Consider the following 20,007-nt stretch of genomic DNA (forward strand, 5'->3'; position numbering starts at 1 on the left):
GAAACCAGCACGACCGGGGGCGGTCTCAGGGACCCGGTGACCGGCCACGCCACGGGTCGGGCGGTACGCCGCCCGGTGCTCCGCCGCCGTACCCGACCGGCACCACACGGCGGCACGCGCGGCACACCGGGCGGGGGATCGCGGCAGTGACACCGTGCTGCCCGCGAAAGGGGGGATGGGGGGAGGGGAGGGGGAGGGAGGGGGGGAGGGGCCCCCGGAGGACCGTAGGCTGGAGGGGTGACGAGCCGGAACGAGGACGTGGACGTGGACCAGGCCGAGGACGCCGGCGCGAGCGCGGGCACGGGCACGGGTGGCGAGCCCGGGGCCGAGGGGCCCGAGGCGCGCCTGGAGAACGCCGTGCGGGTGGCCGAGCAGGCCCTCATCGAGTTCGAGATCGCCGTCGAGACGTTCCGCATCGAGGTGGACAACTTCTCGCGGCTCCACCACCAGCGGCTTGGCCCCATGTACGCGCGGCTCGACGAGCTGGACGCGCAGATCGCCGAAGCGCGCGCCGCCCGCACCGGAGACCCGGAGGACCTGCGGCGGGCCCAGGAGGCCCGGGCCGCGGTCATGCCGATGCCCGGCGTGGAGGAACTCTTCAACGACTGGCTCGACTCCGACGGGCTCACCCCCGAGGCCGCGGCGATGCTCACCGACCGGCCCGTGCAGCCGCCGAAGCGCGTACGGCCCACCGAAGAGGCCCGCAAGCTCTACCGTGAGCTGGCCCGCAAGGCCCACCCGGACCTCGCCCGCGAGGAGGACGAACGCAAGCGCCGCGAGGAGTTCATCACCCGCGTGAACGCCGCGTACGCCCGCGGTGACGAGGCGCTGCTCCGGGAACTCTCCGCCGAGTGGGAGGCCGGGCCCGCGCCCGCCGCCGACCGGCTCAGCGAGAGCGAGGAACTGTACGCGCGCCTGGAATGGCTCGCCCAGCGCAAGGACCTGCTGTCCGCCGTCGCCCGGGAACTGGAGGAGAGCGCCATCGGCGCGATGCTCCGCATGGCGCCCGACGACCCGGACCGGCTCCTGGAGGAGATCGCCGAGCAGCTTCTCGCCCAGGTCGCCGAGCGTGAGGCCGAGTTGGCGGCGCTGGTGCAGTAGGTTTTCGGGGCCGGGCCGCACCGGCGGCCCGAGCAGCACGAGCAGGATGAGCAGGACGAGAGAGAAGGCCGGTCCCATGAACTTCACCCCGCTGCCCACCGTGGACGCGGCGTCCGTGCCCGACGACGGTCTGGTGCTGGACGTCCGCGAGGACGACGAGTGGGCGGCCGGCCGGGTCGAGGGCGCCCTGCACGTGCCGATGAGCAGCTTCGTGGACCGTTTCGGCGAGGTGACGGAGGTGCTGGCCGAACGCGGGCGTGCCTATGTGATGTGCCGGGTCGGTGGCCGGTCCGCGCAGGTCACCCAGTACCTGGTGCAGCAGGGTTTCGACGCGGTGAACGTCGACGGCGGCATGATCGCCTGGGAGAACGCGGGCCGTCCGGTGGTCTCCGACGACGGACCCGGGTACGTCGCCTAGGGCCGTACGGCGCGACCACCCGTCCTGTCCGTGCGGACGGCCCGCCGGTCCACGCGTGTGCGTGACCGACGGGCCGTCGACCGGGGGCGCCGTGCCGCGTCAGCGGTCGAAGTCCAGCTCCACCTCGGGGGTGGCGGGGTGGGACTGGCAGGCGAGGACGTAGCCGGCCTCGGTCTCCTCCGGTTCGAGGGCGAAGTTGCGGTCCATACGGACCTCTCCGCCGACGACGAACGCGCGGCAGGTGCCGCACACCCCGCCCTTGCAGGCGTACGGGGCGTCGGCGCGGGCGCGCAGGACGGTGTCGAGCAGGGTGTCGCCGCGCTCCACCGGCCACGTGCCGGACCGGCCGTGCAGGGTGGCCGTCAGTGTCGCGTGCGCGGGGGCGTCGGCGGCCGGTGCCGGTGCGGGAGCGGAGCCGTCGTCGACGTGGAAGATCTCCTGGTGGATCCGGGAGCGGTCCACGCCGAGCCCCCGCAGGGTCTTCTCGGCGCCCTGGACGAGCCCCAAGGGGCCGCAGAGGAACCAGCCGTCGATGTCGGTGACCGGCAGGAGTGAGGGCAGCAGGGCGGTGAGCCGTTCCCCGTCGAGCCGGCCGGAGGGGAGGCCCGCCTGCTGCTCCTCCCGGGAGAGGACCGTGACCAGCTGGAAGCGGTCGGGGTAGCGGTCCTTCAGGTCCGCGACCTCGTCCAGGAACATGGTCGAGGCGGCGGTGCGGTCGCTGCGGATCAGGCAGAAGCGGGCGTCCGGTTCGCGGGCGAGCAGGGTGGCCGCCATCGACAGGACCGGGGTGATGCCGCTGCCGCCGACGACGGCGGCGAAGTGACCGGGCCGCGGGTCGAGGACGAAGCGCCCGGTGGGTTCCATGACGTCGACCAGGTCGCCGACGGCCAGCTCCTTGAGGGCGTACGTGGAGAACTCGCCGCCGTCGACGTGGCGGATGCCGACGCGCAGGACGGGCGGTTCGCCGGGCGCGGCCGCGGGGGCGCAGATCGAGTAGGTGCGGCGGACCTCCTCACCCTGGCCGCCGGTGCGGCGCAGGGCGAGGTGTTGGCCGGGGCGGTGCCGGTAGGTGTCGTGGAGCTCGGGCGGGACGGTGAAGGTGACGGCCACGGAGTCGTCGGTCAGCCGCTCGACCTCGCTCACGCGGAGCGGCTGGAACCCGGCCCGTCCGGCGCCTGAGGACAGCATCTACAGCTCCTTGAAGTGGTCGAACGGTTCGCGGCAGGCGGTGCACCGGCGCAGGGCCTTGCACGCGGTGGAGGAGAAGCGGCTGAGGAGCTCGGTGTCCGTGGAGCCGCAGTGGGGGCAGCGGATCGCCAGGGTGAGCGGGACGGGGCCGCCGGCCGGGCCCTGGGGGCGCGGCGGAGCGATGCCGAACTCGCTGAGCTTGCGCCGGCCTTCCTCACTGATGTCGTCGGTGGACCAGGCGGGGCTGAGGACGGTGACGACGGAGACGTCCGGGACGCCGTGGTCGTGCAGTGCCCGCTCGATGTCGGCGGACATGGCCTCGATGGCGGGGCAGCCGGTGTAGGTGGGGGTGAGGGAGACCTCGACCCGGCCGGGGGCGAGGATCTGCACGCCGCGCAGGACGCCGAGTTCCTCCAGGGTGAGGACGGGCAGTTCCGGGTCGGGGACGGCGCCGGCGACGCGGCTCAGCTCCTCCTCCAGGGCCGTCATGGTCACCATGTCGCCCCCGGGTGGCTGCGGTGGAGGTGCTGCATCTCGGCGAGCATCCGTCCGAAGTGTTCGGTGTGGATGCCCTGGCGGCCGGCTCCGGCGCTCCAGGCTCCGGTGCGGGGTCCGGAGGGGAGGGTGAGGGTGGCCCGGTCGAGGACGGCGGTGACCGACGCCAGCCAGTCGTTCTCCAGGGTGGTGGGATCGATGCCGAGGCCGTCGACGGGCTGGAAGAGTTCTCCGGTGTACCGCCAGAGGGCGTCGCAGGCCCGCTGCATCCGGTCGTGGCTCTCGGGGGTGCCGTCGCCGAGGCGGAGCGTCCAGTGCTCGGCGTGGTCCCGGTGGTAGTCGACCTCCTTCACGGCCTTCGCCGCGAGTCCGGCGAGCGGTCCGCCGGCGGTGGCGAGCTGCCCGTACAGGAGGTGCTGGTAGGTGGAGAAGTACAGCTGGCGGGCGATGGTGTGGGCGAAGTCGCCGTTGGGCTGCTCCACCAGCTGGACGTTGTGGAAGGAGCGTTCCTCGCGGAGGAAGGCGAGTTCGTCCTCGTCACCGGCGAGGGAGAGCAGGACGCGGGCCTGGCCGAGCAGGTCGAGCGCGATGTTGGCGAGGGCGACCTCCTCCTCCAGGACGGGGGCCTTTCCGGCCCACTCCCCCAGGCGCTGGGAGAGGACGAGCGCGTCGTCGCCGAGGGCGAGGGCCGCCGCGGCAAGGGCGGGGTCGGTGGTGGGCTGGACGGTCACAGGTGCTTCACCCCCTCCGGGATCTCGTAGAAGGTCGGGTGGCGGTAGGGCTTGTCGGCCGCCGGCTCGAAGAAGGGGTCCTTCTCGTCGGGCGAGGAGGCGGTGATCGCGGTGGAGGGGACGACCCAGATCGACACGCCCTCGCTCCTGCGGGTGTACAGGTCGCGGGCGTTGCGCAGGGCCATCTCGGCGTCGGGGGCGTGGAGACTGCCCGCGTGGGTGTGGGAGAGGCCGCGTCGGGAGCGGACGAACACCTCCCACAGCGGCCAACCGTCGGTCGTCATGCCTGTGCCTCCCCGTGCTGTCCGGTGTGCTTCTTCGCGTAGACCGCGGCGGCTTCCCTGACCCAGGCGCCGTCCTCGTGGGCCTGGCGGCGCTGGGAGAGCCGTTGTTCGTTGCAGGGCCCGTTGCCCTTCAGGACGTCCCAGAACTCGGCCCAGTCGATGGGGCCGAAGTCGTAGTGCCCGCGCTCCTCGTTCCACCGGATGTCGGGGTCGGGGAGGGTGAGGCCGAGGGCCTCGGCCTGCGGGACGGCGATGTCGACGAAGCGCTGCCGCAGTTCGTCGTTGGAGTGGCGCTTGATCTTCCAGGCCATCGACTGGGCGGAGTGGGCCGACTCGTCGTCCGGGGGGCCGAACATCATCAGGGAGGGCCACCACCAGCGGTTCACGGCGTCCTGGGCCATGGCGTGCTGGGCCTCGGTGCCGCGCGAGAGGGCGAGGAGGGCCTCGTAGCCCTGGCGCTGGTGGAAGGACTCCTCCTTGCAGACGCGGATCATCGCGCGGGCGTACGGCCCGTAGGAGCAGCGGCAGAGGGGGACCTGGTTGGTGATGGCGGCGCCGTCGACGAGCCAGCCGATGGCGCCGACGTCGGCCCAGGTCAGGGTGGGGTAGTTGAAGATCGAGGAGTACTTCTGGCGGCCGGAGTGGAGCTTGTCGAGGAGCTCGTCCCGGTTGACGCCGAGGGTTTCGGCGGCGCTGTAGAGGTAGAGGCCGTGCCCGGCCTCGTCCTGGACCTTGGCCATGAGGATGGCCTTGCGGCGCAGTGAGGGCGCGCGGGTGATCCAGTTCGCCTCGGGCTGCATGCCGATGATCTCGGAGTGGGCGTGCTGTGCGATCTGGCGGATGAGCGTGGCCCGGTAGGCCTCGGGCATCCAGTCGCGCGGTTCGATGCGCTCGTCCGCGGCGACGGCGGCGTCGAACACCGCCTCGTACGCGGCCTGCTCGGCTTCCGAGGCGACGTACGACGCGCCGTGCGCGCCGGACCCGCCCGGCGTGCCCGCGGTCACTGTCGTCCCTGCCGTCCCTGCGGTCATCGGACCCCCTACCGACCGATCGTTCGGTTGAATGACTTCAATGGTGAGTCGGCGGCCCGTATGGTGTCAACCCTGTGGATAAGTGGTGTGGGCCGATCGGGATCGGGGCGGGATGGACACACACGTCGACGAGGACCGGAACGCCGCAGGCATCCTGGCGCTGTCCCTGCCCTACCAGGTCGTCGCGGCCGTGGCGCTCGCCGTCGTCGGCGTCCTCGCCTGCACGCACCTGACCATGGTGTTTCTGCACGTGGCGCCGTCGAACACGCTGACCGAGCGGCACGGTCGGGCGGTCGACGACTGGATCTATCCGGAGTTCGAGCAGAACTGGAAGCTCTTCGCCCCGAACCCGCTCCAGCAGAACGTCTCCGTCGAGGTCAGGGCCGAGCTGGCCACCGAGGGCGGGGCGCGCACCACCACCGGCTGGATCGACCTCACCGCCCAGGACGCGCGGGCGATCCGCCACCATCCGTTCCCCAGCCACACCCAGCAGAACCAGCTCCGCCGGGCGGTGGACTTCTACCTCGGCGCGCACTCCGACGAGGACACGCCCGACGGGCCGCGCGGGCGGCTCTCCGAGGAGTACATGCGCCGCATCGCGGTCCTCCGCCTCGACCGCCTCGCCGCGCAGGGCGACCGACGGCTCGACGGGGACCTGCGGCGCGTGCAGCTCCGGTCCGTCACCCGGCCCGTACCGGCCCCCGCGTGGAGCACCGAGACGACACAGACCACTCCGTCCTACCGCGACTTCCCCTGGTGGCCGGTGAGCCGGGCCGACCGCGGGCCGGCGGAGGGCGTCCGATGAGCACGCCGCACGACCCCACGAGCACCACGGCGGCCGGGGCGCGGGGCGGGAAGGCGGGCCTCGACCAGCGGCTCGCGCGCGCCGTGCAGGCCGTCACCGCCCGGGCCCTCGGCCCGTACCAGACCGCGATCGTCCGGATCGGCTTCTCCCTGACCTGGCTGGCCTTCCTGCTGCGCGAGCTGCCCCACCGGCACGAGCTGTACGGCCCCGACGGGCCCTGGTCCCTCGAACTGGCCCGCCGGCTCGTCGCCGACAACCGCGCCTTCTCCGTGCTCCTGTGGACGGACGGACGGCTCTGGTTCGAGTTCGTGTACGGCGTCGCCGTCCTCTCCGCCGTCCTGCTGCTCCTCGGCTGGCACACCCGCGCCGTCTCCGTCGTCTTCATGGCGGGAGTGCTCTCCCTCCTCAACCGCTCCGTCTTCGTCGGCGACGGCGGCGACAACGTCCTCCACCTCGCGTCCATCTACCTCGTCCTCGTCCGCTGCGGGCAGGTCTGGTCCCTCGACGCCCGGCGGGCCGCCCGTCGCGCGCGCGAGGCAGCCGCCGGACCGCCCCCGCGCCGTGACCTCGCCGGGCCCCTCCTGTGGACCGTCCTCGGCGGTTTCCTGCTCGCCACGACGTGGTTCCACGACGCCACCGGTGAATGGTGGGTGGTCGTGCTGCTGTGGGTGCTGTGGCTCGGGCACGGGCTGTGGTGGCTGGTGAGCCGGTACGGGACGGGCGAGGCGCGCGTCCTGCTCGACGTGCTCGCCAACCTGGCGCACAACGCCGCGCTCCTCGTGCTCATGGCCGAGGTCTGTCTGATCTACGCCACCGCCGGCTGGTACAAGGTCCAGGGGTCCCGCTGGCAGGACGGCACCGCCCTCTACTACCCGCTCCACCTGGACTACTTCACGCCCTGGCCGGCCCTCTCCGAACTGCTCGCCTCCGGCGGGGTGATGGTCATGCTGCTGACCTACGGCACCGTGGCCGTCCAGGTCGCCTTCCCCTTCACGCTCCTGCACCGCGGGACCAAGAACGTCCTGCTGGTCGTCATGATGCTGGAGCACGCCGGCATCGCCGTGCTCCTCGGGCTCCCCGTCTTCTCCCTCGCGATGATCTCCGCCGACGCCGTCTTCCTGCCGACCGCCTTCCTGGTCGCGGCGGGAGCCGGGGTGGCGCGGGGGCGGGACCGGCTGCTGCGGATCCGCCCCGGAGGGGTGCCGGGGCAGCGCCGTACGGGTGAGGGGGCCGCGCCCGAGGCCGGTCCCCGTACCCTCGTCGGGTGAGCACCACCGAAGAAGAGTCCGAGCCGATCGCGCACGTCGAGCCCCTTCAGTACGACGAGGGGTTCGGCCCCGAGATCGGCGTCGGGCCGCACCCGCTGCCCTGGCCCGAGGACGAGCGGTACGACCCCGAGCTGTTGGCCGGCGGCGACCGGCGCAACGTGGTCGACCGCTACCGGTACTGGACGCGGGAGGCGATCGTCGCCGACCTGGACACGCGGCGGCACGACTTCCACGTCGCCGTGGAGAACTGGGGCCACGACTTCAACATCGGGTCGGTGGTCCGGACCGCCAACGCCTTCCTCGCGAAGGAGGTCCACATCGTGGGGCGGCGGCGCTGGAACCGGCGCGGGGCCATGGTCACCGACCGCTACCAGCATGTCCGGCACCACCCCGACACGGAGTCCCTGACCGCCTGGGCCGCGTCCGAGGGACTGCCCATCATCGGCATCGACAATCTGCCAGGGGCCGTACCGCTGGAACGGACCGTGCTGCCGCGGCGGTGCGTCCTGCTGTTCGGGCAGGAAGGGCCGGGGCTGACGGAGGAGGCGCGGAAGCGGGCGGAGATGGTCTGCTCGATCGCGCAGTTCGGGTCGACGCGGTCGATCAACGCCGGGGCGGCGGCGGCGATCGCCATGCACGCCTGGGTGCAGCGGTACGCGGAGATCGGCTGACGGGACCGGGGGCATGCCGTGCCCCCGGTCCCGGGGCCTTACGCCTGGCGGCGGACTTCCACCACGCGGAAGCGGTTGGCGACGAAGGCGCCGTCGCACAGGGCCGCGTTGGCGGCGGGGTTGCCGCCGGAGCCGTGGAAGTCGGAGAAGGCGGCCGTCTGGTTGACGTACACGCCGCCCGTGAGGTTGAGGGAGAGCTGGGCGGACTCCTCCAGGCAGACCTCCTCGACGGCGCGCTCGACGTCGGGGGAGGTGGTGTAGGCCCCGACCGTCATGGCGCCCTTCTCGCGGACCGTGCGGCGCAGCAGGTCCAGGGCGTCGGTGGTGGAGTCGACGGAGACGGCGAAGGAGACGGGGCCGAAGCACTCGGAGAAGTAGGCGGCCTCGGCGTCGGGCTTGGAGCCGTCCAGTTTGACCATGACCGGGGTGCGGACGACGGCCTCGGGGAAGTCGGGGTTGGTGATCTCGCGGGAGGCGAGGGCCACCTCGCCGAGGTCGGCGGCGGCTTCCAGGCGGGCCTTGACGTCCGGGTTGACCAGGGCGCCGAGCAGGGCGTTGGCTCGGGCGTCGTCGCCGAGCAGGCCGCCGACCGCCGTCGCGAGATCGGTGACGACCTCGTCGTACGACTTGGGCCCCTGGTCGGTGGTGATGCCGTCGCGGGGGATCAGCAGGTTCTGCGGAGTGGTGCACATCTGGCCGCTGTACAGGGACAGCGAGAACGCCAGGTTGGAGAGCATGCCCTTGTAGTCGTCGGTGGAGTCGATCACCACCGTGTTGACGCCGGCCTTCTCCGTGTACACCTGGGCCTGGCGGGCGTTCGCCTCCAGCCAGTCGCCGAAGGCGGTGGAGCCGGTGTAGTCGATGATCCGGATCTCGGGGCGGACCGCCAGGGTCTTGGCGATGCCCTCGCCCGGCCGCTCGGCCGCGAGCGCGACCAGGTTCGGGTCGAAGCCGGCCTCGGCGAGCACCTCGCGGGCGACCCGCACGGTGAGGGCGAGCGGCAGCACGGCGCGCGGGTGGGGCTTCACCAGGACGGGGTTGCCGGTGGCGAGGGAGGCGAACAGGCCCGGGTAGCCGTTCCAGGTGGGGAAGGTGTTGCAGCCGATGACGAGGGCGATGCCGCGGCCGACCGGCGTGAACTCCTTGCTCAGCTCCAGCGGGTCGCGCTTGCCCTGGGGCTTGGACCAGGCGGCGCGGCCGGCGGGGATGCGGGTCTGCTCCGCGTACGCGTAGGCCACGGCCTCCAGACCGCGGTCCTGGGCGTGCGGTCCACCGGCCTGGAACGCCATCATGAACGCCTGACCGCTGGTGTGCATGACGGCGTGGGCGAACTCGTGGGTGCGGGCCGAGATCCGGCCGAGGATCTCCAGGCAGACGAGGGCGCGGGTCTCCGGACCGGCGTCGCGCCAGGCGCCCATGCCGGCGCGCATGGCGGGCAGCAGGACGTCGAGGTCGGCGTGCGGGTACTCGACGCCGAGCGCCGGGCCGTAGGGCGAGACCTCGCCGCCGGTCCAGCCGTCGGTGCCGGGCTGGTCGAGCTCGAAGCGGCTGTTCAGCACGGCCTGGTGCGCGGCGAGGCCGGCCGCCGCGTCGAGGGAGCCGTCCTCCCCGTACGCCTTGGGGTGCTCCGGGTGGGGCGACCAGTAGGCGCGGGTGCGGATCGTGTCGAGTGCCCGATCGAGCGTGGACCGGTGCTTCTCGGCCAGACGGTCGGTGGTCAGCTGAGCGGTGGCCATGGGTGGACCAACTCCTCATCGAGCTGGGCAGGGAGACGCGTACGGAGTTAGAGTAACCGAACGATCGGTCGGGACAAGGGGGTCCGTCGATCCTGTGGAAAACCCATCGGGGAGGATCACTCCTATGAGCGCCAACGTGACCGTCAGGGGGAGCGACGAGGTGACCGCCCGTGAGTCCGCCGCCCTCGCCGTGGCCGCCCTCGCACAGGACCGGACCGTCGCCGTCGTCGGCACGGGCACCATGGGCCAGGGCATCGCCCAGGTCGCATTGGTCGCCGGTCACCCCGTGCGCCTCTACGACAGTGCCCCCGGCCGGGCCGCGGAGGCCGTCGCCGCCATCGGCGCCCGGCTCGACAGGCTCGTGGAGAAGGGCCGCCTCGACGGCGCCGCCCGGGACGCGGCGGCCGGCCGGCTGCACGCCGCCGCCGACCTGGAGGAACTGGCCGACGCCGCGCTCGTCGTCGAGGCGATCGTCGAGCACCTCCCCGTCAAGCGGCAGCTCTTCGCCGACCTGGAGAAGCTCGTCGGTGACGACGCGATCCTCGCGACCAACACCTCCTCCCTCTCCGTCACGGCCATCGCGGGCGGTCTGCGGCTGCCCGGCCGGTTCGTCGGACTGCACTTCTTCAACCCGGCGCCGCTCCTGCCCCTCGTGGAGGTCGTCAGCGGCTTCGCCACCGACCCGGACGTCGCCACGCGCGCGTACGCCACGATGAAGGCCTGGGGGAAGACGCCCGTGCGCTGCGCGGACACCCCCGGGTTCATCGTCAACCGCATCGCGCGGCCCTTCTACGCCGAGGCCCTGCGGGTCCATGAGGAGGGCGGGGCGGATCCGGCGACGATCGACGCGGCGCTGCGCGAGTGCGGCGGGTTCCGGATGGGCCCGTTCGAGCTGACCGACCTCATCGGGCAGGACGTGAACGAGGCCGTCACCCGCTCGGTGTGGGAGGCCTTCTACCAGGACCCGAAGTTCACGCCCTCGCTCGCGCAGCGGCGGCTCGTCGAGTCGGGCCGTCTCGGACGCAAGGCGGGCCACGGCTGGTTCTCGTACGCCGAGGGCGCCGAGCGGCCCGAGCCGCACACCGCGCCGCCGGCCGAGGCGCCCCGGCGGGTCGTCGTCCACGGCGACCTGGGGCCCGCCGAACCGCTCGTCGGCCTCTTCGAGGAGGCCGGGATCCGTGTCCGGCGCACCGCGCGAGCCGGTGACCGGCACGGGTACGTGGCGCTGCCGGGCGGCGGCGAACTCCACCTCGCCGACGGCGAGACCTCTTTCGAGTACCCCACCGAGGACATCGTCCACTTCGACCTCGCGCTCGACTACGCGGCAGCGAGCCGGATCGTGCTGTCGAGCCGCGAGGACATCGCTCCCGGGATCCTCGCCGAGGCGGTCGGGCTCTTCCAGGCGCTCGGCAAGCGGGTCTCGGTCATCGGGGACGTGCCCGGCATGATCGTGGCCCGTACGGTCGCGATGCTGGCCGATCTCGCGGCCGACGCGGTCGACCGGGGTGTCGCCACCGCCGAGGACGTCGACACCGCCATGCGGCTGGGCGTGAACTACCCGGCCGGACCGCTGGAGTGGGCGGCGAAGGCGGGCCACCGGCGACTGTCCGGTCTGCTCCACTCGCTGCACGAGCGCCACCCGACGGGGCGGTACGCCCCGAGCCCCGCCCTCATGCGGCGTGCCTACGCCGAGGACCGGGAGGACGCCTCGTGACCACGGCCAGACGCGACACCTACACCCCCGAGACACTGCTCTCGGTCGCCGTGCGGGTCTTCAACGAGCGCGGTTACGACGGCACCTCCATGGAGCACCTGTCCAAGGCCGCCGGGATCTCCAAGTCCTCGATCTACCACCACGTCGCGGGCAAGGAGGAGCTGCTGCGGCGGGCGGTCAGCCGGGCGCTCGACGGGCTGTTCGCCGTCCTGGACGAGCCGGACGCCGGCCGCGGCCGGGCCGTGGACCGGATCGAGTACGTCACCCGCAGGACCGTCGAGGTGCTCATCGCCGAGCTGCCGTACGTGACGCTGCTGCTGCGGGTACGGGGCAACACGTCCACCGAGCGGTGGGCGATGGAGCGGCGCCGCGAGTTCGACCACCGGGTGGCCGAGCTGCTGAAGGCGGCCGCCGCCGAGGGGGATCTGCGGGCCGATGTGGACAGCCGGCTCGCCACCCGGCTCCTCTTCGGCATGATCAATTCGCTGGTGGAGTGGTACCGGCCCCAGCAGGCGACCGCCGAGGAGCGGGACCAGCTCGCCGGGACCGTCGTACGGCTGGCCTTCGACGGGCTGCGGACGGCCCGCTGAGATGTGAGCCCCCGGGCTCCCGGGTGCCTGCGGGTCCCTGGGGCCGGGGGCGGGCTGGGCCTGCCCTGACGCGCCCGCGGATGGGCGTGGGGCCCGCCCCTCTCAGGCCTGCGGGTCCGCGTTCAGGTCCGTCTCCTCGAAGACCAGCAGCGTGCGCGTGGACAGCACCTCGGGGATCGACTGGAGGCGGGTGAGCACCAGCTCCCGCAGCGTCCGGTTGTCCGGCGTGTGGACCAGCAGCAGGACGTCGAAATCGCCGCTGACCAGCGCGATGTGCGCGGCTCCCGGCAGCTTTCCGAGCTGTTCGCGCACCGTCCGCCAGGAATTCTGAACGATCTTGAGCGTGATGTAGGCGGAGGCGCCGTGGCCCGCCCGCTCGTGGTTGACCCGGGCGCTGAACCCGCGGATCACCCCGTCGTCGATGAGCCGGTTGATCCGCGCGTAGGCGTTGGCCCGCGAGACGTGCACCCGCTCGGCCACGGACCGCACCGAGGCACGGCCGTCCGTCTGGAGCAACCGCAGGATGTCGCGGTCGATCGCGTCGAGCGGCCGCGCCGGGGCGGCGTACGCCGGCGTGCCCACCGGGGTGCTCAGGAGTTCACCCGGGGGTTCGGCCCCGGCCTCGTCCCGTTCCCCGCCCGGAACCGAGCTCCGGTCGACGGCCATTTGTTCATCCGCCATGTCCCCCCGCCTCTCTTCGCTGGACGACCTGCTCCTATCCCAGGCTGTGGAGAACCGTTTGTCCACAGGCTGGAGGTGCCTGTAGCCAAAATGCCTCCACGACCGAACAATCGGTAGGTGAGGCGCGCCACACTCGCGCCACCCGCCTTCGGGTCTTGTGCCCGCTCCCACGAGGAGGTGGACTCGTTGCAACAGCGCAGTTCGACAGTCCAAGAGCCGCCCGGTGACACCGCCGCCCACCGGCCCAGCCCGCCGCCGGCGTGGCAGCCGCGCACCGACCCCGCGCCGCTGCTGCCCGAGACCGAGCCGCTGCGCGTGCTCGGTACGGACGCCGTGGCCGACGCCGACCCCGCGCTGCTGCGCCGGCTGTACGCGGAGCTGGTCCGCGGCCGCCGGTACAACGCCCAGGCGACCGCCCTCACCAAGCAGGGCCGGCTCGCCGTGTACCCGTCCACCACCGGCCAGGAGGCGTGCGAGGTCGCGGCCGCGCTCGCCCTGGAGGAGCGGGACTGGCTCTTTCCCTCCTATCGGGACACGCTGGCGGCCGTGGCCCGAGGTCTCGACCCCGTGCAGGCCCTGACGCTGCTGCGCGGCGACTGGCACACCGGTTACGACCCGCGCGAGTACCGGGTGGCGCCGCTGTGCACGCCGCTCGCCACCCAGCTGCCGCACGCCGTGGGCCTCGCCCACGCGGCGCGGCTCAAGGGGGACGACGTGGTCGCGCTCGCCATGGTCGGCGACGGCGGCACCAGCGAGGGCGACTTTCACGAGGCGCTGAACTTCGCCGCCGTGTGGCAGGCCCCGGTGGTCTTCTTCGTGCAGAACAACGGCTTCGCGATCTCCGTGCCGCTGGCCAAGCAGACGGCGGCCCCGTCCCTCGCCCACAAGGCCGTCGGGTACGGCATGCCGGGTCGCCTGGTCGACGGCAACGACGTGGTCGCCGTCCACCAGGTGCTGACCGAGGCCGTGGCCCGTGCCCGGCGCGGTGGCGGCCCCACCCTCGTGGAGGCCATCACCTACCGGATCGACGCCCACACCAACGCCGACGACGCCACCCGCTACCGCGCGGACGGCGAGGTCGAGGCGTGGCGGGCGCACGACCCGATCCTGCTGCTGGAGAGGGAGCTGACCGAGCGCGGGCTGCTCGACGAGGACGGCAGGCGCGCGGCGGCCGAGGCCGCCGAGACGATGGCCGCGGAGCTGCGCGAGCGGATGAACGCCGACCCGGTGCTCGACCCGATGGCGCTGTTCTCCCACGTGTACGCGGAGCAGACCGCGCAGCTGCGCGAGCAGGCGGCCCAGCTGCGGGCCGAGCTCGAAGCCGAGGGTGAGGCGTGATGACGACGGCGACGACCGGTCCGGCGGCGGCCAAGGCGGCCGGGAAGCCGAAGCCGGCCACGATGGCACAGGCCCTCCAGCGGGCCATGCGCGACGCGATGGCGGAGGACCCCACCGTCCATGTGATGGGTGAGGACGTCGGCACGCTCGGCGGCGTCTTCCGGGTCACCGACGGCCTCGCGAAGGAGTTCGGTGAGGACCGCTGCACGGACACCCCGCTGGCCGAGGCGGGCATCCTCGGCACGGCCGTCGGCATGGCCATGTACGGGCTGCGGCCCGTCGTGGAGATGCAGTTCGACGCCTTCGCGTACCCGGCGTTCGAGCAGCTGATCTCGCACGTGGCACGGATGCGGAACCGGACGCGTGGCGCGATGCCGATGCCGATGGTCATCCGTGTGCCGTACGGCGGCGGGATCGGCGGCGTCGAGCACCACAGCGACTCCTCCGAGGCCTACTACATGGCCACACCCGGCCTGCACGTGGTGACGCCGGCGACCGTCGAGGACGCTTACGGGCTGCTGCGGGCGGCCATCGCCTCCGACGACCCGGTGGTCTTCCTGGAGCCGAAGCGGCTCTACTGGTCCAAGTCCGACTGGTCGCCCGAGGCGCCGGCGGCGGTCGAGCCGATCGGAAAGGCCGTGGTGCGGCGGCGCGGCACCAGCGCCACCCTGATCACCTACGGCCCCTCCGTGCCGGTCTGTCTGGAGGCGGCCGAGGCCGCCACCGCCGAGGGCTGGGACCTGGAGGTCGTCGACCTCCGCTCGCTCGTGCCCTTCGACGACGAGACCGTCGCCGCCTCCGTGCGGCGCACCGGCCGCGCGGTCGTGGTCCACGAGTCGAACGGTTTCGCCGGCCCGGGTGCCGAGATCGCCGCCCGGGTGACCGAGCGCTGCTTCCACCACCTGGAGGCGCCGGTGCTGCGGGTCGCGGGCTTCGACATCCCCTATCCGCCGCCCATGCTGGAGCGGCACCACCTGCCGGGCGTGGACCGCGTCCTGGACGCGGTGGCGCGGCTCCAGTGGGAGGCGGGGAGCTGATGGCCCAGGTGCTCGAATTCAAGCTGCCCGACCTCGGTGAGGGACTCACCGAGGCGGAGATCGTCCGCTGGCTCGTGGACGTCGGGGACGTCGTGACGATCGACCAGCCGGTCGTCGAGGTCGAGACGGCCAAGGCGATGGTCGAGGTGCCCTGCCCGTACGGAGGGGTCGTCACCGCCCGGTACGGGGAGGAGGGCACCGAACTCCCCGTCGGCGCCCCGCTCCTGACCGTCGCCGTCGGAGGGGCGGAGACCGGACGGGAGACCGGCCCGGAGGCCTCCGGCGCCCCGGCCGACGCGGCGGCCCAGGCCGCCGTCTCCTCGGAGTACTCGGGCAACGTGCTCGTCGGGTACGGCACGGCGGGCCCCACCGCCCGCCGCCGCCGTGTCCGCCGGGACAACCCCGCGGCCCCCGCCGTCTCCGCCGCGGCGCCGGCACCCGCCGAGGCGCCCGCTCCGGTCCCCGCCCCGGCCCCCGCCGAGGCGCCTGCCCCGGTCCCCGTGGCGTCCGCCAACGGGGCCGTTCATGACGGGCCCGTGCCGGTCATCTCACCGCTCGTGCGGAAGCTGGCCCGTGACCGGGGGCTCGATCTGCGGCAGGTCCGCGGTTCGGGACCCGAGGGCCTGATCCTGCGGGCCGATGTCGAGCAGGCCCTCGCGGCCCTGGAGCGGCCCGCCGTCCCGGCTCCCGCGGCCGTCCCGGCTCCCACCCCGGTGGCCGGCGGCGAGCGGGTCCCGCTGCGCGGCCTGCGCGGCGCCGTGGCCGACAAGCTGTCCCGGAGCCGTACCGAGATCCCGGACGCGACCTGCTGGGTCGACGCCGACGCCACCGAACTCATGGCGGCGCGGGCGGCGATGAACGCGGCGGGCGGTCCGAAGATCTCGCTCCTCGCCCTCCTCGCGCGGATCTGCGTCCACGCGCTCGGCCGGTTCCCGGAGCTCAACTCCACGGTCGACACGGCCGCCCGGGAGATCGTCCGGCTGCCGTCGGTGCACCTCGGTTTCGCGGCCCAGACCCCGCGCGGACTGGTGGTCCCCGTGGTCAGGGACGCCGGGACCCGCACGGCCGAGTCGCTGACCGAGGAGTTCGCCCGCCTCACCGAGTCGGCACGGCAGGGCGCGCTCACCCCCGCCGATCTGACGGGCGGCACCTTCACCCTCAACAACTACGGGGTGTTCGGCGTCGACGGCTCCACACCGATCATCAACCACCCGGAGGCCGCCATGCTCGGCGTCGGCCGGATCATCCCCAAACCCTGGGTGCACCAGGGCGAACTGGCCGTCCGTCAGGTGGTGCAGCTCTCGCTCACCTTCGACCACCGCGTCTGCGACGGCGGCACGGCCGGCGGCTTCCTGCGGTACGTCGCGGACTGTGTGGAACAGCCCACGGTCCTGCTCCGCACGGTCTGACCGGCGCCGCGGTTGTCCGGCCCGTCTCCCTGGATGAGACGGGCCGGACAACCGCGGCCCGGCCCGGCCCATACTGCTGGGGTGACCACCGCATACGACGCCGTCGTCCTCGCCGGCGGCTCCGCCCGGCGCCTGGGCGGGGCCGACAAGCCCGGCGTACGCGTCGGGGGCCGGCCCCTCCTCGACCGGGTCCTCGCGGCCTGCCCCGACGCCCGCCGGACCGTCGTCGTCGGAGAACCGCGCCCCACCCTCCGGCCCGTCCTGTGGACACGGGAGGAACCGCCCGGCGGAGGCCCGGTGGCCGCCCTCGACGCCGGCGCGGCCGAGACCGGCGCCGACGTGCTGGTGGTTCTCTCCGCCGACCTGCCCTTCCTCGGCCGCGAGACCGTCCCCCGCCTGCTGGACGCCCTCACCGGCTCCCCCGACGCCGAGGCGGCGCTCCTCACCGACCCCGGGGGCCGCGACCAGCCGCTCGTCGCCGCCTACCGGACCGCGCCGCTGCGCCACGCGCTGGACCGGCTCCGCCACGATCACCGTGGTCTCGCTCACATGCCGCTGCGCCATCTCACCGGTTCCCTGCGCCTCACCAGGACCACCGCGGACCCGCTCGCCTCCTTCGACTGCGACACCTGGGAGGACATCGTCACCGCCCGCGCCCGCATCAGGGAGCATGGGACCGTGCTGGACGAATGGATCACCGCAGTCAAGGACGAGCTGGGCATCGAGCTGGACGTCGACACCGGCGTCCTGCTGGACCTGGCCCGGGACGCCGCTCACGGAGTGGCCCGCCCCGCCGCGCCGCTCACCACCTTCCTGGTGGGGTACGCGGCCGCACAGGCCGCAGCCGCAGGCGAAGACGGGCCGCAGGCCGTCGCCGAGGCCGCCCGCAAGGCGGCGGCCCTGGCGCAGCGCTGGGCGGCCGAACAGGACGAGGCCGGATGACCTCCTCCTCCCGGGCCCCTCGGGAGCCCGAGTCCACCCCGGCCGCGCCCGCCGCCCCCGCGTGGGCTGGCGACGAGGCCGACGCCGCGCGGACTTCGGCCCAGGCCGGGCCCTCACCCGGCGGAGCTCCCGAAGCACACCGGGCCACCCCCTGGCCCCAGGCGCGGGCCGCCGCCGTGCGGGCCGGGAGCGCCGCCCGGGCCGGGCGCGCGCCGGTGCGCGTCCCGCTGGACCGCGCCCTCGGCCGCTTCCTCGCCGAACCGCTCCTGGCCCTGACCGATCTGCCGTCCTTCGACACCTCGGCCATGGACGGCTGGGCCGTCGCGGGCGACGGTCCCTGGACCGTCCACGAGGAGGGCGCCGTACTCGCCGGGCACCTGCCCACCGGCGCTCTCGCCCCCGGCGGGGCCGTACGGATCGCCACGGGTGCCCGCGTCCCGGCCGGGACGACCGCCGTCCTCCGTACCGAACACGCGCGTACGGAGCCCGGGGCGGCGGGGCCTGCCGCGCCGCGGCCGGTCCGGACGGGGCGCCCGGACCTGCGGGAGGGACCGGCGCTCCCCGACGCCCCGCCCGCCCCCGCCGGCCTCGTGCTCCACGCGCTGCGCGAGGTCGTGGCGCGGCAGGACATCCGGCCGCGCGGGCAGGAGTGCCGTACCGGTGACGTGCTGCTGCCCGGGGGCGTGCCGGTGACCCCGGCCGTGCTCGGCCTCGCCGCGGCCGCCGGGTACGACGAACTCACCGTCCTGCCCCGCCCGCGCGTGGAGGTCCTGGTCCTCGGCGACGAACTGCTCGCGGAGGGCCTGCCGCACGAGGGCCTCATCCGGGACGCGCTCGGCCCGATGCTCGGCCCCTGGCTGGAAGCGCTCGGCGCGGAGGTCGTCGCCACCCGCCGGATCGGCGACGACGCCGAAGCGCTGTACGCGGCGGTCACCGGCTCCACCGCCGATCTCGTCGTCACCACCGGCGGCACGGCGGCCGGGCCCGTGGACCACGTCCACGGTGTGCTCGACAAGGCGGGGGCCACGCTCCTCGTCGACGGCGTGAAGGTCCGGCCCGGCCACCCCATGCTCCTGGCGTCGCTCGGCTCCGGCCGGCACCTGGTCGGTCTCCCGGGCAACCCGCTCGCCGCGGTCTCCGGGCTCCTCACCCTCGGGGCGCCGCTCCTGGCGGCCCTCGCCGGGACTCCGGCGCCGGCCCCGCACCACGCCCCCGTCGCCGACGCGGTGCACGGCCATCCCCATGACACCCGGCTCGTCCCGGTCGTACGCCGGGACGGGCGGGCCGTTCCTCTGCACTTCAACGGCCCGGCCATGCTCCGCGGCATCGCCGCCGCGGACGGTCTCGCCGTCGTTCCGTCCGACGGCGCCCACGCGGGCCAGGAGCTGGACATCCTCGATCTTCCCTGGCCGGTGGCGGCGGGGGCCGCCCCGGCCCAAGGAGCGTGTTTCACGTGAAACTTCCCAACCGTGACGTCATGGCCCGCCATGCGGACGAGAAGGTCACCGGGTCACGGATCAGACTGCCCCGGCAGGTGGTCGAGAGACCCCTGCGGCAGGTCACCAAACGGCTCGTCATGGCGCTCGCCGTGCTCGCCCTCACGGTCCTCATCGTCTACCTCGACCGGGCGGGCTACCACGACAACGCCAACGAGACGCTCGACTTCCTCGACTGCGTCTACTACGCGACCGTGACCCTCTCCACCACCGGTTACGGCGACATCGTGCCGCACAGTGACTCGGCGCGGCTCGTCAACGTCCTGCTCGTCACGCCCCTGCGCGTCCTGTTCCTGATCATCCTGGTCGGCACCACTCTCGAAGTCCTCACCGAGCGGACCCGGGAGGAGTGGCGACTGAACCGCTGGAGGTCCACCTTGCGCGACCACACCGTCATCGTCGGCTTCGGCACCAAGGGGCGGTCCGCGATCCAGACCCTCTGCGCGACCGGACTGCGCAAGGAACAGATCGTCATCGTCGACCCCTCGGAAAAGGTCATCGCCACGGCGAACGCGGACGGGTTCGCCGGTGTCATAGGAGACGCGACCCGCAGCGACGTCCTCATCCGCGCCGAGGTGCAGAAGGCGCGTCAGATCGTCATCGCCACCCAGCGGGACGACACCGCCGTCCTCGTCACCCTGACGGCCCGCCAGCTCAACCGCGGAGCGAAGATCGTCGCCGCGGTCCGCGAGGAGGAGAACGCGCCACTGCTGCGCCAGTCCGGCGCGGACGCGGTCATCACCAGCGCCAGCGCCGCCGGACGCCTTCTCGGCCTCTCCGTCCTGAGCCCCAGCGCGGGCACCGTGATGGAGGACCTGATCCAGCAGGGCTCCGGACTCGACCTGGTCGAGCGCCCGGTGACGAAGGCCGAGGTCGGCAAGAGCGTCCGCGAGACCGACGACCTAGTGGTCAGCGTCCTGCGCGGTCACCGGCTGCTCGGCTACGACGACCCGGCCGCCAGCCCGCTCCAGTCCCTGGACCGGGTGATCACGATCGTCCGCGCCGCTCCCATCACCCCGCTCACCACACCCCCGGAGGACTGAGACCGCCCGCCGCCCACCACGCCCCGCGG

General features: G+C 73.5%; 20 protein-coding genes. 13 read left to right on the plus strand and 7 right to left on the minus strand.

Annotation, left to right across the window (positions count from 1 at the left end; genetic code table 11):
• The first annotated feature begins 237 nt into the window (after nucleotides 1-237).
• Together ACFY60_RS04650 and ACFY60_RS04655 are read left to right on the plus strand one after the other, a co-directional pair.
• The gene (locus tag ACFY60_RS04650) at nucleotides 238-1,101 is read left to right on the plus strand and encodes a hypothetical protein (RefSeq protein WP_388609813.1); all 864 of its coding nucleotides are present in this window, start codon (nucleotides 238-240) and stop codon (nucleotides 1,099-1,101) included.
• Between the two features lie 76 nt (nucleotides 1,102-1,177).
• Nucleotides 1,178-1,519 (plus strand): rhodanese-like domain-containing protein, encoded by a 342-nt coding sequence (locus ACFY60_RS04655; protein WP_388610219.1) that lies wholly within the window; start codon nucleotides 1,178-1,180, stop codon nucleotides 1,517-1,519.
• Nucleotides 1,520-1,618: 99 nt separating this feature from the next.
• Here ACFY60_RS04655 and ACFY60_RS04660 read toward each other — a convergent pair whose 3' ends face one another.
• From ACFY60_RS04660 to paaA, 5 genes are read right to left on the minus strand one after another with little or no spacing between them, the layout of a single operon-like run.
• A complete protein-coding gene (locus ACFY60_RS04660) occupies nucleotides 1,619-2,707 on the minus strand; it encodes a 2Fe-2S iron-sulfur cluster-binding protein (RefSeq protein ID WP_388609810.1) in 1,089 nt (362 codons plus the stop codon).
• Nucleotides 2,708-3,205 carry a 1,2-phenylacetyl-CoA epoxidase subunit PaaD gene (gene paaD / locus ACFY60_RS04665; RefSeq protein WP_388609808.1) on the minus strand — a complete coding sequence of 166 codons (498 nt, stop codon included), beginning with the start codon at nucleotides 3,203-3,205 and terminating at the stop codon, nucleotides 2,708-2,710. It lies immediately after the preceding gene.
• On the minus strand, nucleotides 3,199-3,933 hold the full coding sequence (gene paaC / locus ACFY60_RS04670) for a 1,2-phenylacetyl-CoA epoxidase subunit PaaC (RefSeq protein WP_388609805.1): 735 nt from the start codon (nucleotides 3,931-3,933) through the stop codon (nucleotides 3,199-3,201). Before paaC ends, paaD begins: the two co-directional genes overlap by 7 nt.
• Nucleotides 3,930-4,217: a 1,2-phenylacetyl-CoA epoxidase subunit PaaB gene (gene paaB, locus ACFY60_RS04675; RefSeq protein ID WP_030692422.1), complete on the minus strand. Its 288-nt coding sequence runs from the start codon at nucleotides 4,215-4,217 to the stop codon at nucleotides 3,930-3,932. Before paaB ends, paaC begins: the two co-directional genes overlap by 4 nt.
• Nucleotides 4,214-5,248, minus strand: coding sequence for a 1,2-phenylacetyl-CoA epoxidase subunit PaaA (gene paaA, locus ACFY60_RS04680; RefSeq protein ID WP_388609803.1), 1,035 nt, complete (start codon nucleotides 5,246-5,248; stop codon nucleotides 4,214-4,216). Before paaA ends, paaB begins: the two co-directional genes overlap by 4 nt.
• 112 nt (nucleotides 5,249-5,360) lie before the next feature.
• Here paaA and ACFY60_RS04685 point away from each other — a divergent pair, with 112 nt between their 5' ends.
• From ACFY60_RS04685 to ACFY60_RS04695, 3 genes are read left to right on the plus strand one after another with little or no spacing between them, the layout of a single operon-like run.
• Complete coding sequence (locus ACFY60_RS04685) at nucleotides 5,361-6,053, plus strand: DUF5819 family protein (RefSeq protein WP_388609801.1); 693 nt, start codon at nucleotides 5,361-5,363, stop codon at nucleotides 6,051-6,053.
• Entirely contained in the window at nucleotides 6,050-7,321 is a 1,272-nt protein-coding gene (locus tag ACFY60_RS04690; protein WP_388609799.1) for an HTTM domain-containing protein, read from the plus strand. Before ACFY60_RS04685 ends, ACFY60_RS04690 begins: the two co-directional genes overlap by 4 nt.
• Nucleotides 7,318-7,992 carry a TrmH family RNA methyltransferase gene (locus ACFY60_RS04695; protein ID WP_388609798.1) on the plus strand — a complete coding sequence of 225 codons (675 nt, stop codon included), beginning with the start codon at nucleotides 7,318-7,320 and terminating at the stop codon, nucleotides 7,990-7,992. Before ACFY60_RS04690 ends, ACFY60_RS04695 begins: the two co-directional genes overlap by 4 nt.
• 38 nt (nucleotides 7,993-8,030) lie before the next feature.
• Here ACFY60_RS04695 and paaN read toward each other — a convergent pair whose 3' ends face one another.
• Nucleotides 8,031-9,728 carry a phenylacetic acid degradation protein PaaN gene (paaN, locus tag ACFY60_RS04700; protein WP_388609796.1) on the minus strand — a complete coding sequence of 566 codons (1,698 nt, stop codon included), beginning with the start codon at nucleotides 9,726-9,728 and terminating at the stop codon, nucleotides 8,031-8,033.
• Nucleotides 9,729-9,852: 124 nt separating this feature from the next.
• On the opposite strand from paaN, the gene ACFY60_RS04705 reads away from it, so the two are divergent.
• Nucleotides 9,853-11,442, plus strand: coding sequence for a 3-hydroxyacyl-CoA dehydrogenase (locus tag ACFY60_RS04705; RefSeq protein WP_388609795.1), 1,590 nt, complete (start codon nucleotides 9,853-9,855; stop codon nucleotides 11,440-11,442).
• Nucleotides 11,439-12,032, plus strand: coding sequence for a TetR/AcrR family transcriptional regulator (locus ACFY60_RS04710; RefSeq protein WP_388609793.1), 594 nt, complete (start codon nucleotides 11,439-11,441; stop codon nucleotides 12,030-12,032). Before ACFY60_RS04705 ends, ACFY60_RS04710 begins: the two co-directional genes overlap by 4 nt.
• Before the next feature lie 102 nt (nucleotides 12,033-12,134).
• On the opposite strand, the gene ACFY60_RS04715 is transcribed toward ACFY60_RS04710, so the two are convergent.
• A complete protein-coding gene (locus ACFY60_RS04715; RefSeq protein WP_388609791.1) occupies nucleotides 12,135-12,713 on the minus strand; it encodes an Lrp/AsnC family transcriptional regulator in 579 nt (192 codons plus the stop codon).
• Between the two features lie 177 nt (nucleotides 12,714-12,890).
• Here ACFY60_RS04715 and pdhA point away from each other — a divergent pair, with 177 nt between their 5' ends.
• Genes pdhA through ACFY60_RS04745 form a run of 6 tightly spaced genes read left to right on the plus strand, consistent with a single transcriptional unit; the run spans nucleotide 12,891 to nucleotide 19,978 of the window.
• Nucleotides 12,891-14,051, plus strand: coding sequence for a pyruvate dehydrogenase (acetyl-transferring) E1 component subunit alpha (gene pdhA / locus ACFY60_RS04720; protein ID WP_388610217.1), 1,161 nt, complete (start codon nucleotides 12,891-12,893; stop codon nucleotides 14,049-14,051).
• Complete coding sequence (locus tag ACFY60_RS04725) at nucleotides 14,051-15,088, plus strand: alpha-ketoacid dehydrogenase subunit beta (RefSeq protein WP_388609790.1); 1,038 nt, start codon at nucleotides 14,051-14,053, stop codon at nucleotides 15,086-15,088. The genes pdhA and ACFY60_RS04725 overlap by 1 nt, the downstream gene beginning before the upstream one ends.
• Nucleotides 15,088-16,497, plus strand: a complete 1,410-nt coding sequence (locus ACFY60_RS04730) for a dihydrolipoamide acetyltransferase family protein (RefSeq protein WP_388609789.1) — start codon at nucleotides 15,088-15,090, stop codon at nucleotides 16,495-16,497. Before ACFY60_RS04725 ends, ACFY60_RS04730 begins: the two co-directional genes overlap by 1 nt.
• 33 nt (nucleotides 16,498-16,530) lie before the next feature.
• Complete coding sequence (locus tag ACFY60_RS04735) at nucleotides 16,531-17,439, plus strand: NTP transferase domain-containing protein (RefSeq protein ID WP_388609788.1); 909 nt, start codon at nucleotides 16,531-16,533, stop codon at nucleotides 17,437-17,439.
• Nucleotides 17,436-18,896, plus strand: coding sequence for a molybdopterin molybdotransferase MoeA (locus ACFY60_RS04740; RefSeq protein ID WP_388609787.1), 1,461 nt, complete (start codon nucleotides 17,436-17,438; stop codon nucleotides 18,894-18,896). Before ACFY60_RS04735 ends, ACFY60_RS04740 begins: the two co-directional genes overlap by 4 nt.
• Before the next feature lie 20 nt (nucleotides 18,897-18,916).
• Nucleotides 18,917-19,978 carry a potassium channel family protein gene (locus tag ACFY60_RS04745; protein ID WP_388610216.1) on the plus strand — a complete coding sequence of 354 codons (1,062 nt, stop codon included), beginning with the start codon at nucleotides 18,917-18,919 and terminating at the stop codon, nucleotides 19,976-19,978.
• Nucleotides 19,979-20,007: the final 29 nt, after the last annotated feature.

Origin of the sequence: Streptomyces sp. NPDC012827 (assembly GCF_042900905.1) — a bacterium.
Lineage (GTDB): Bacteria > Actinomycetota > Actinomycetes > Streptomycetales > Streptomycetaceae > Streptomyces > Streptomyces gulbargensis.

Excerpts from the sequence above, each read along its gene's own strand:
- ACFY60_RS04655 (WP_388610219.1), top strand. The coding sequence starts at position 1,178 with ATGAACTTCACCCCGCTGCCCACCGTGGACGCGGCGTCCGTGCCCGAC.
- ACFY60_RS04660 (WP_388609810.1), bottom strand. The coding sequence starts at position 2,707 with ATGCTGTCCTCAGGCGCCGGACGGGCCGGGTTCCAGCCGCTCCGCGTG.
- paaD (WP_388609808.1), bottom strand. The coding sequence starts at position 3,205 with ATGGTGACCATGACGGCCCTGGAGGAGGAGCTGAGCCGCGTCGCCGGC.
- paaB (WP_030692422.1), bottom strand. The coding sequence starts at position 4,217 with ATGACGACCGACGGTTGGCCGCTGTGGGAGGTGTTCGTCCGCTCCCGA.
- paaA (WP_388609803.1), bottom strand. The coding sequence starts at position 5,248 with ATGACCGCAGGGACGGCAGGGACGACAGTGACCGCGGGCACGCCGGGC.
- ACFY60_RS04685 (WP_388609801.1), top strand. The coding sequence starts at position 5,361 with ATGGACACACACGTCGACGAGGACCGGAACGCCGCAGGCATCCTGGCG.
- ACFY60_RS04690 (WP_388609799.1), top strand. The coding sequence starts at position 6,050 with ATGAGCACGCCGCACGACCCCACGAGCACCACGGCGGCCGGGGCGCGG.
- paaN (WP_388609796.1), bottom strand. The coding sequence starts at position 9,728 with ATGGCCACCGCTCAGCTGACCACCGACCGTCTGGCCGAGAAGCACCGG.
- ACFY60_RS04705 (WP_388609795.1), top strand. The coding sequence starts at position 9,853 with ATGAGCGCCAACGTGACCGTCAGGGGGAGCGACGAGGTGACCGCCCGT.
- ACFY60_RS04715 (WP_388609791.1), bottom strand. The coding sequence starts at position 12,713 with ATGGCGGATGAACAAATGGCCGTCGACCGGAGCTCGGTTCCGGGCGGG.
- ACFY60_RS04725 (WP_388609790.1), top strand. The coding sequence starts at position 14,051 with ATGACGACGGCGACGACCGGTCCGGCGGCGGCCAAGGCGGCCGGGAAG.
- ACFY60_RS04730 (WP_388609789.1), top strand. The coding sequence starts at position 15,088 with ATGGCCCAGGTGCTCGAATTCAAGCTGCCCGACCTCGGTGAGGGACTC.
- ACFY60_RS04735 (WP_388609788.1), top strand. The coding sequence starts at position 16,531 with ATGAGACGGGCCGGACAACCGCGGCCCGGCCCGGCCCATACTGCTGGG.
- ACFY60_RS04740 (WP_388609787.1), top strand. The coding sequence starts at position 17,436 with ATGACCTCCTCCTCCCGGGCCCCTCGGGAGCCCGAGTCCACCCCGGCC.
- ACFY60_RS04745 (WP_388610216.1), top strand. The coding sequence starts at position 18,917 with ATGGCCCGCCATGCGGACGAGAAGGTCACCGGGTCACGGATCAGACTG.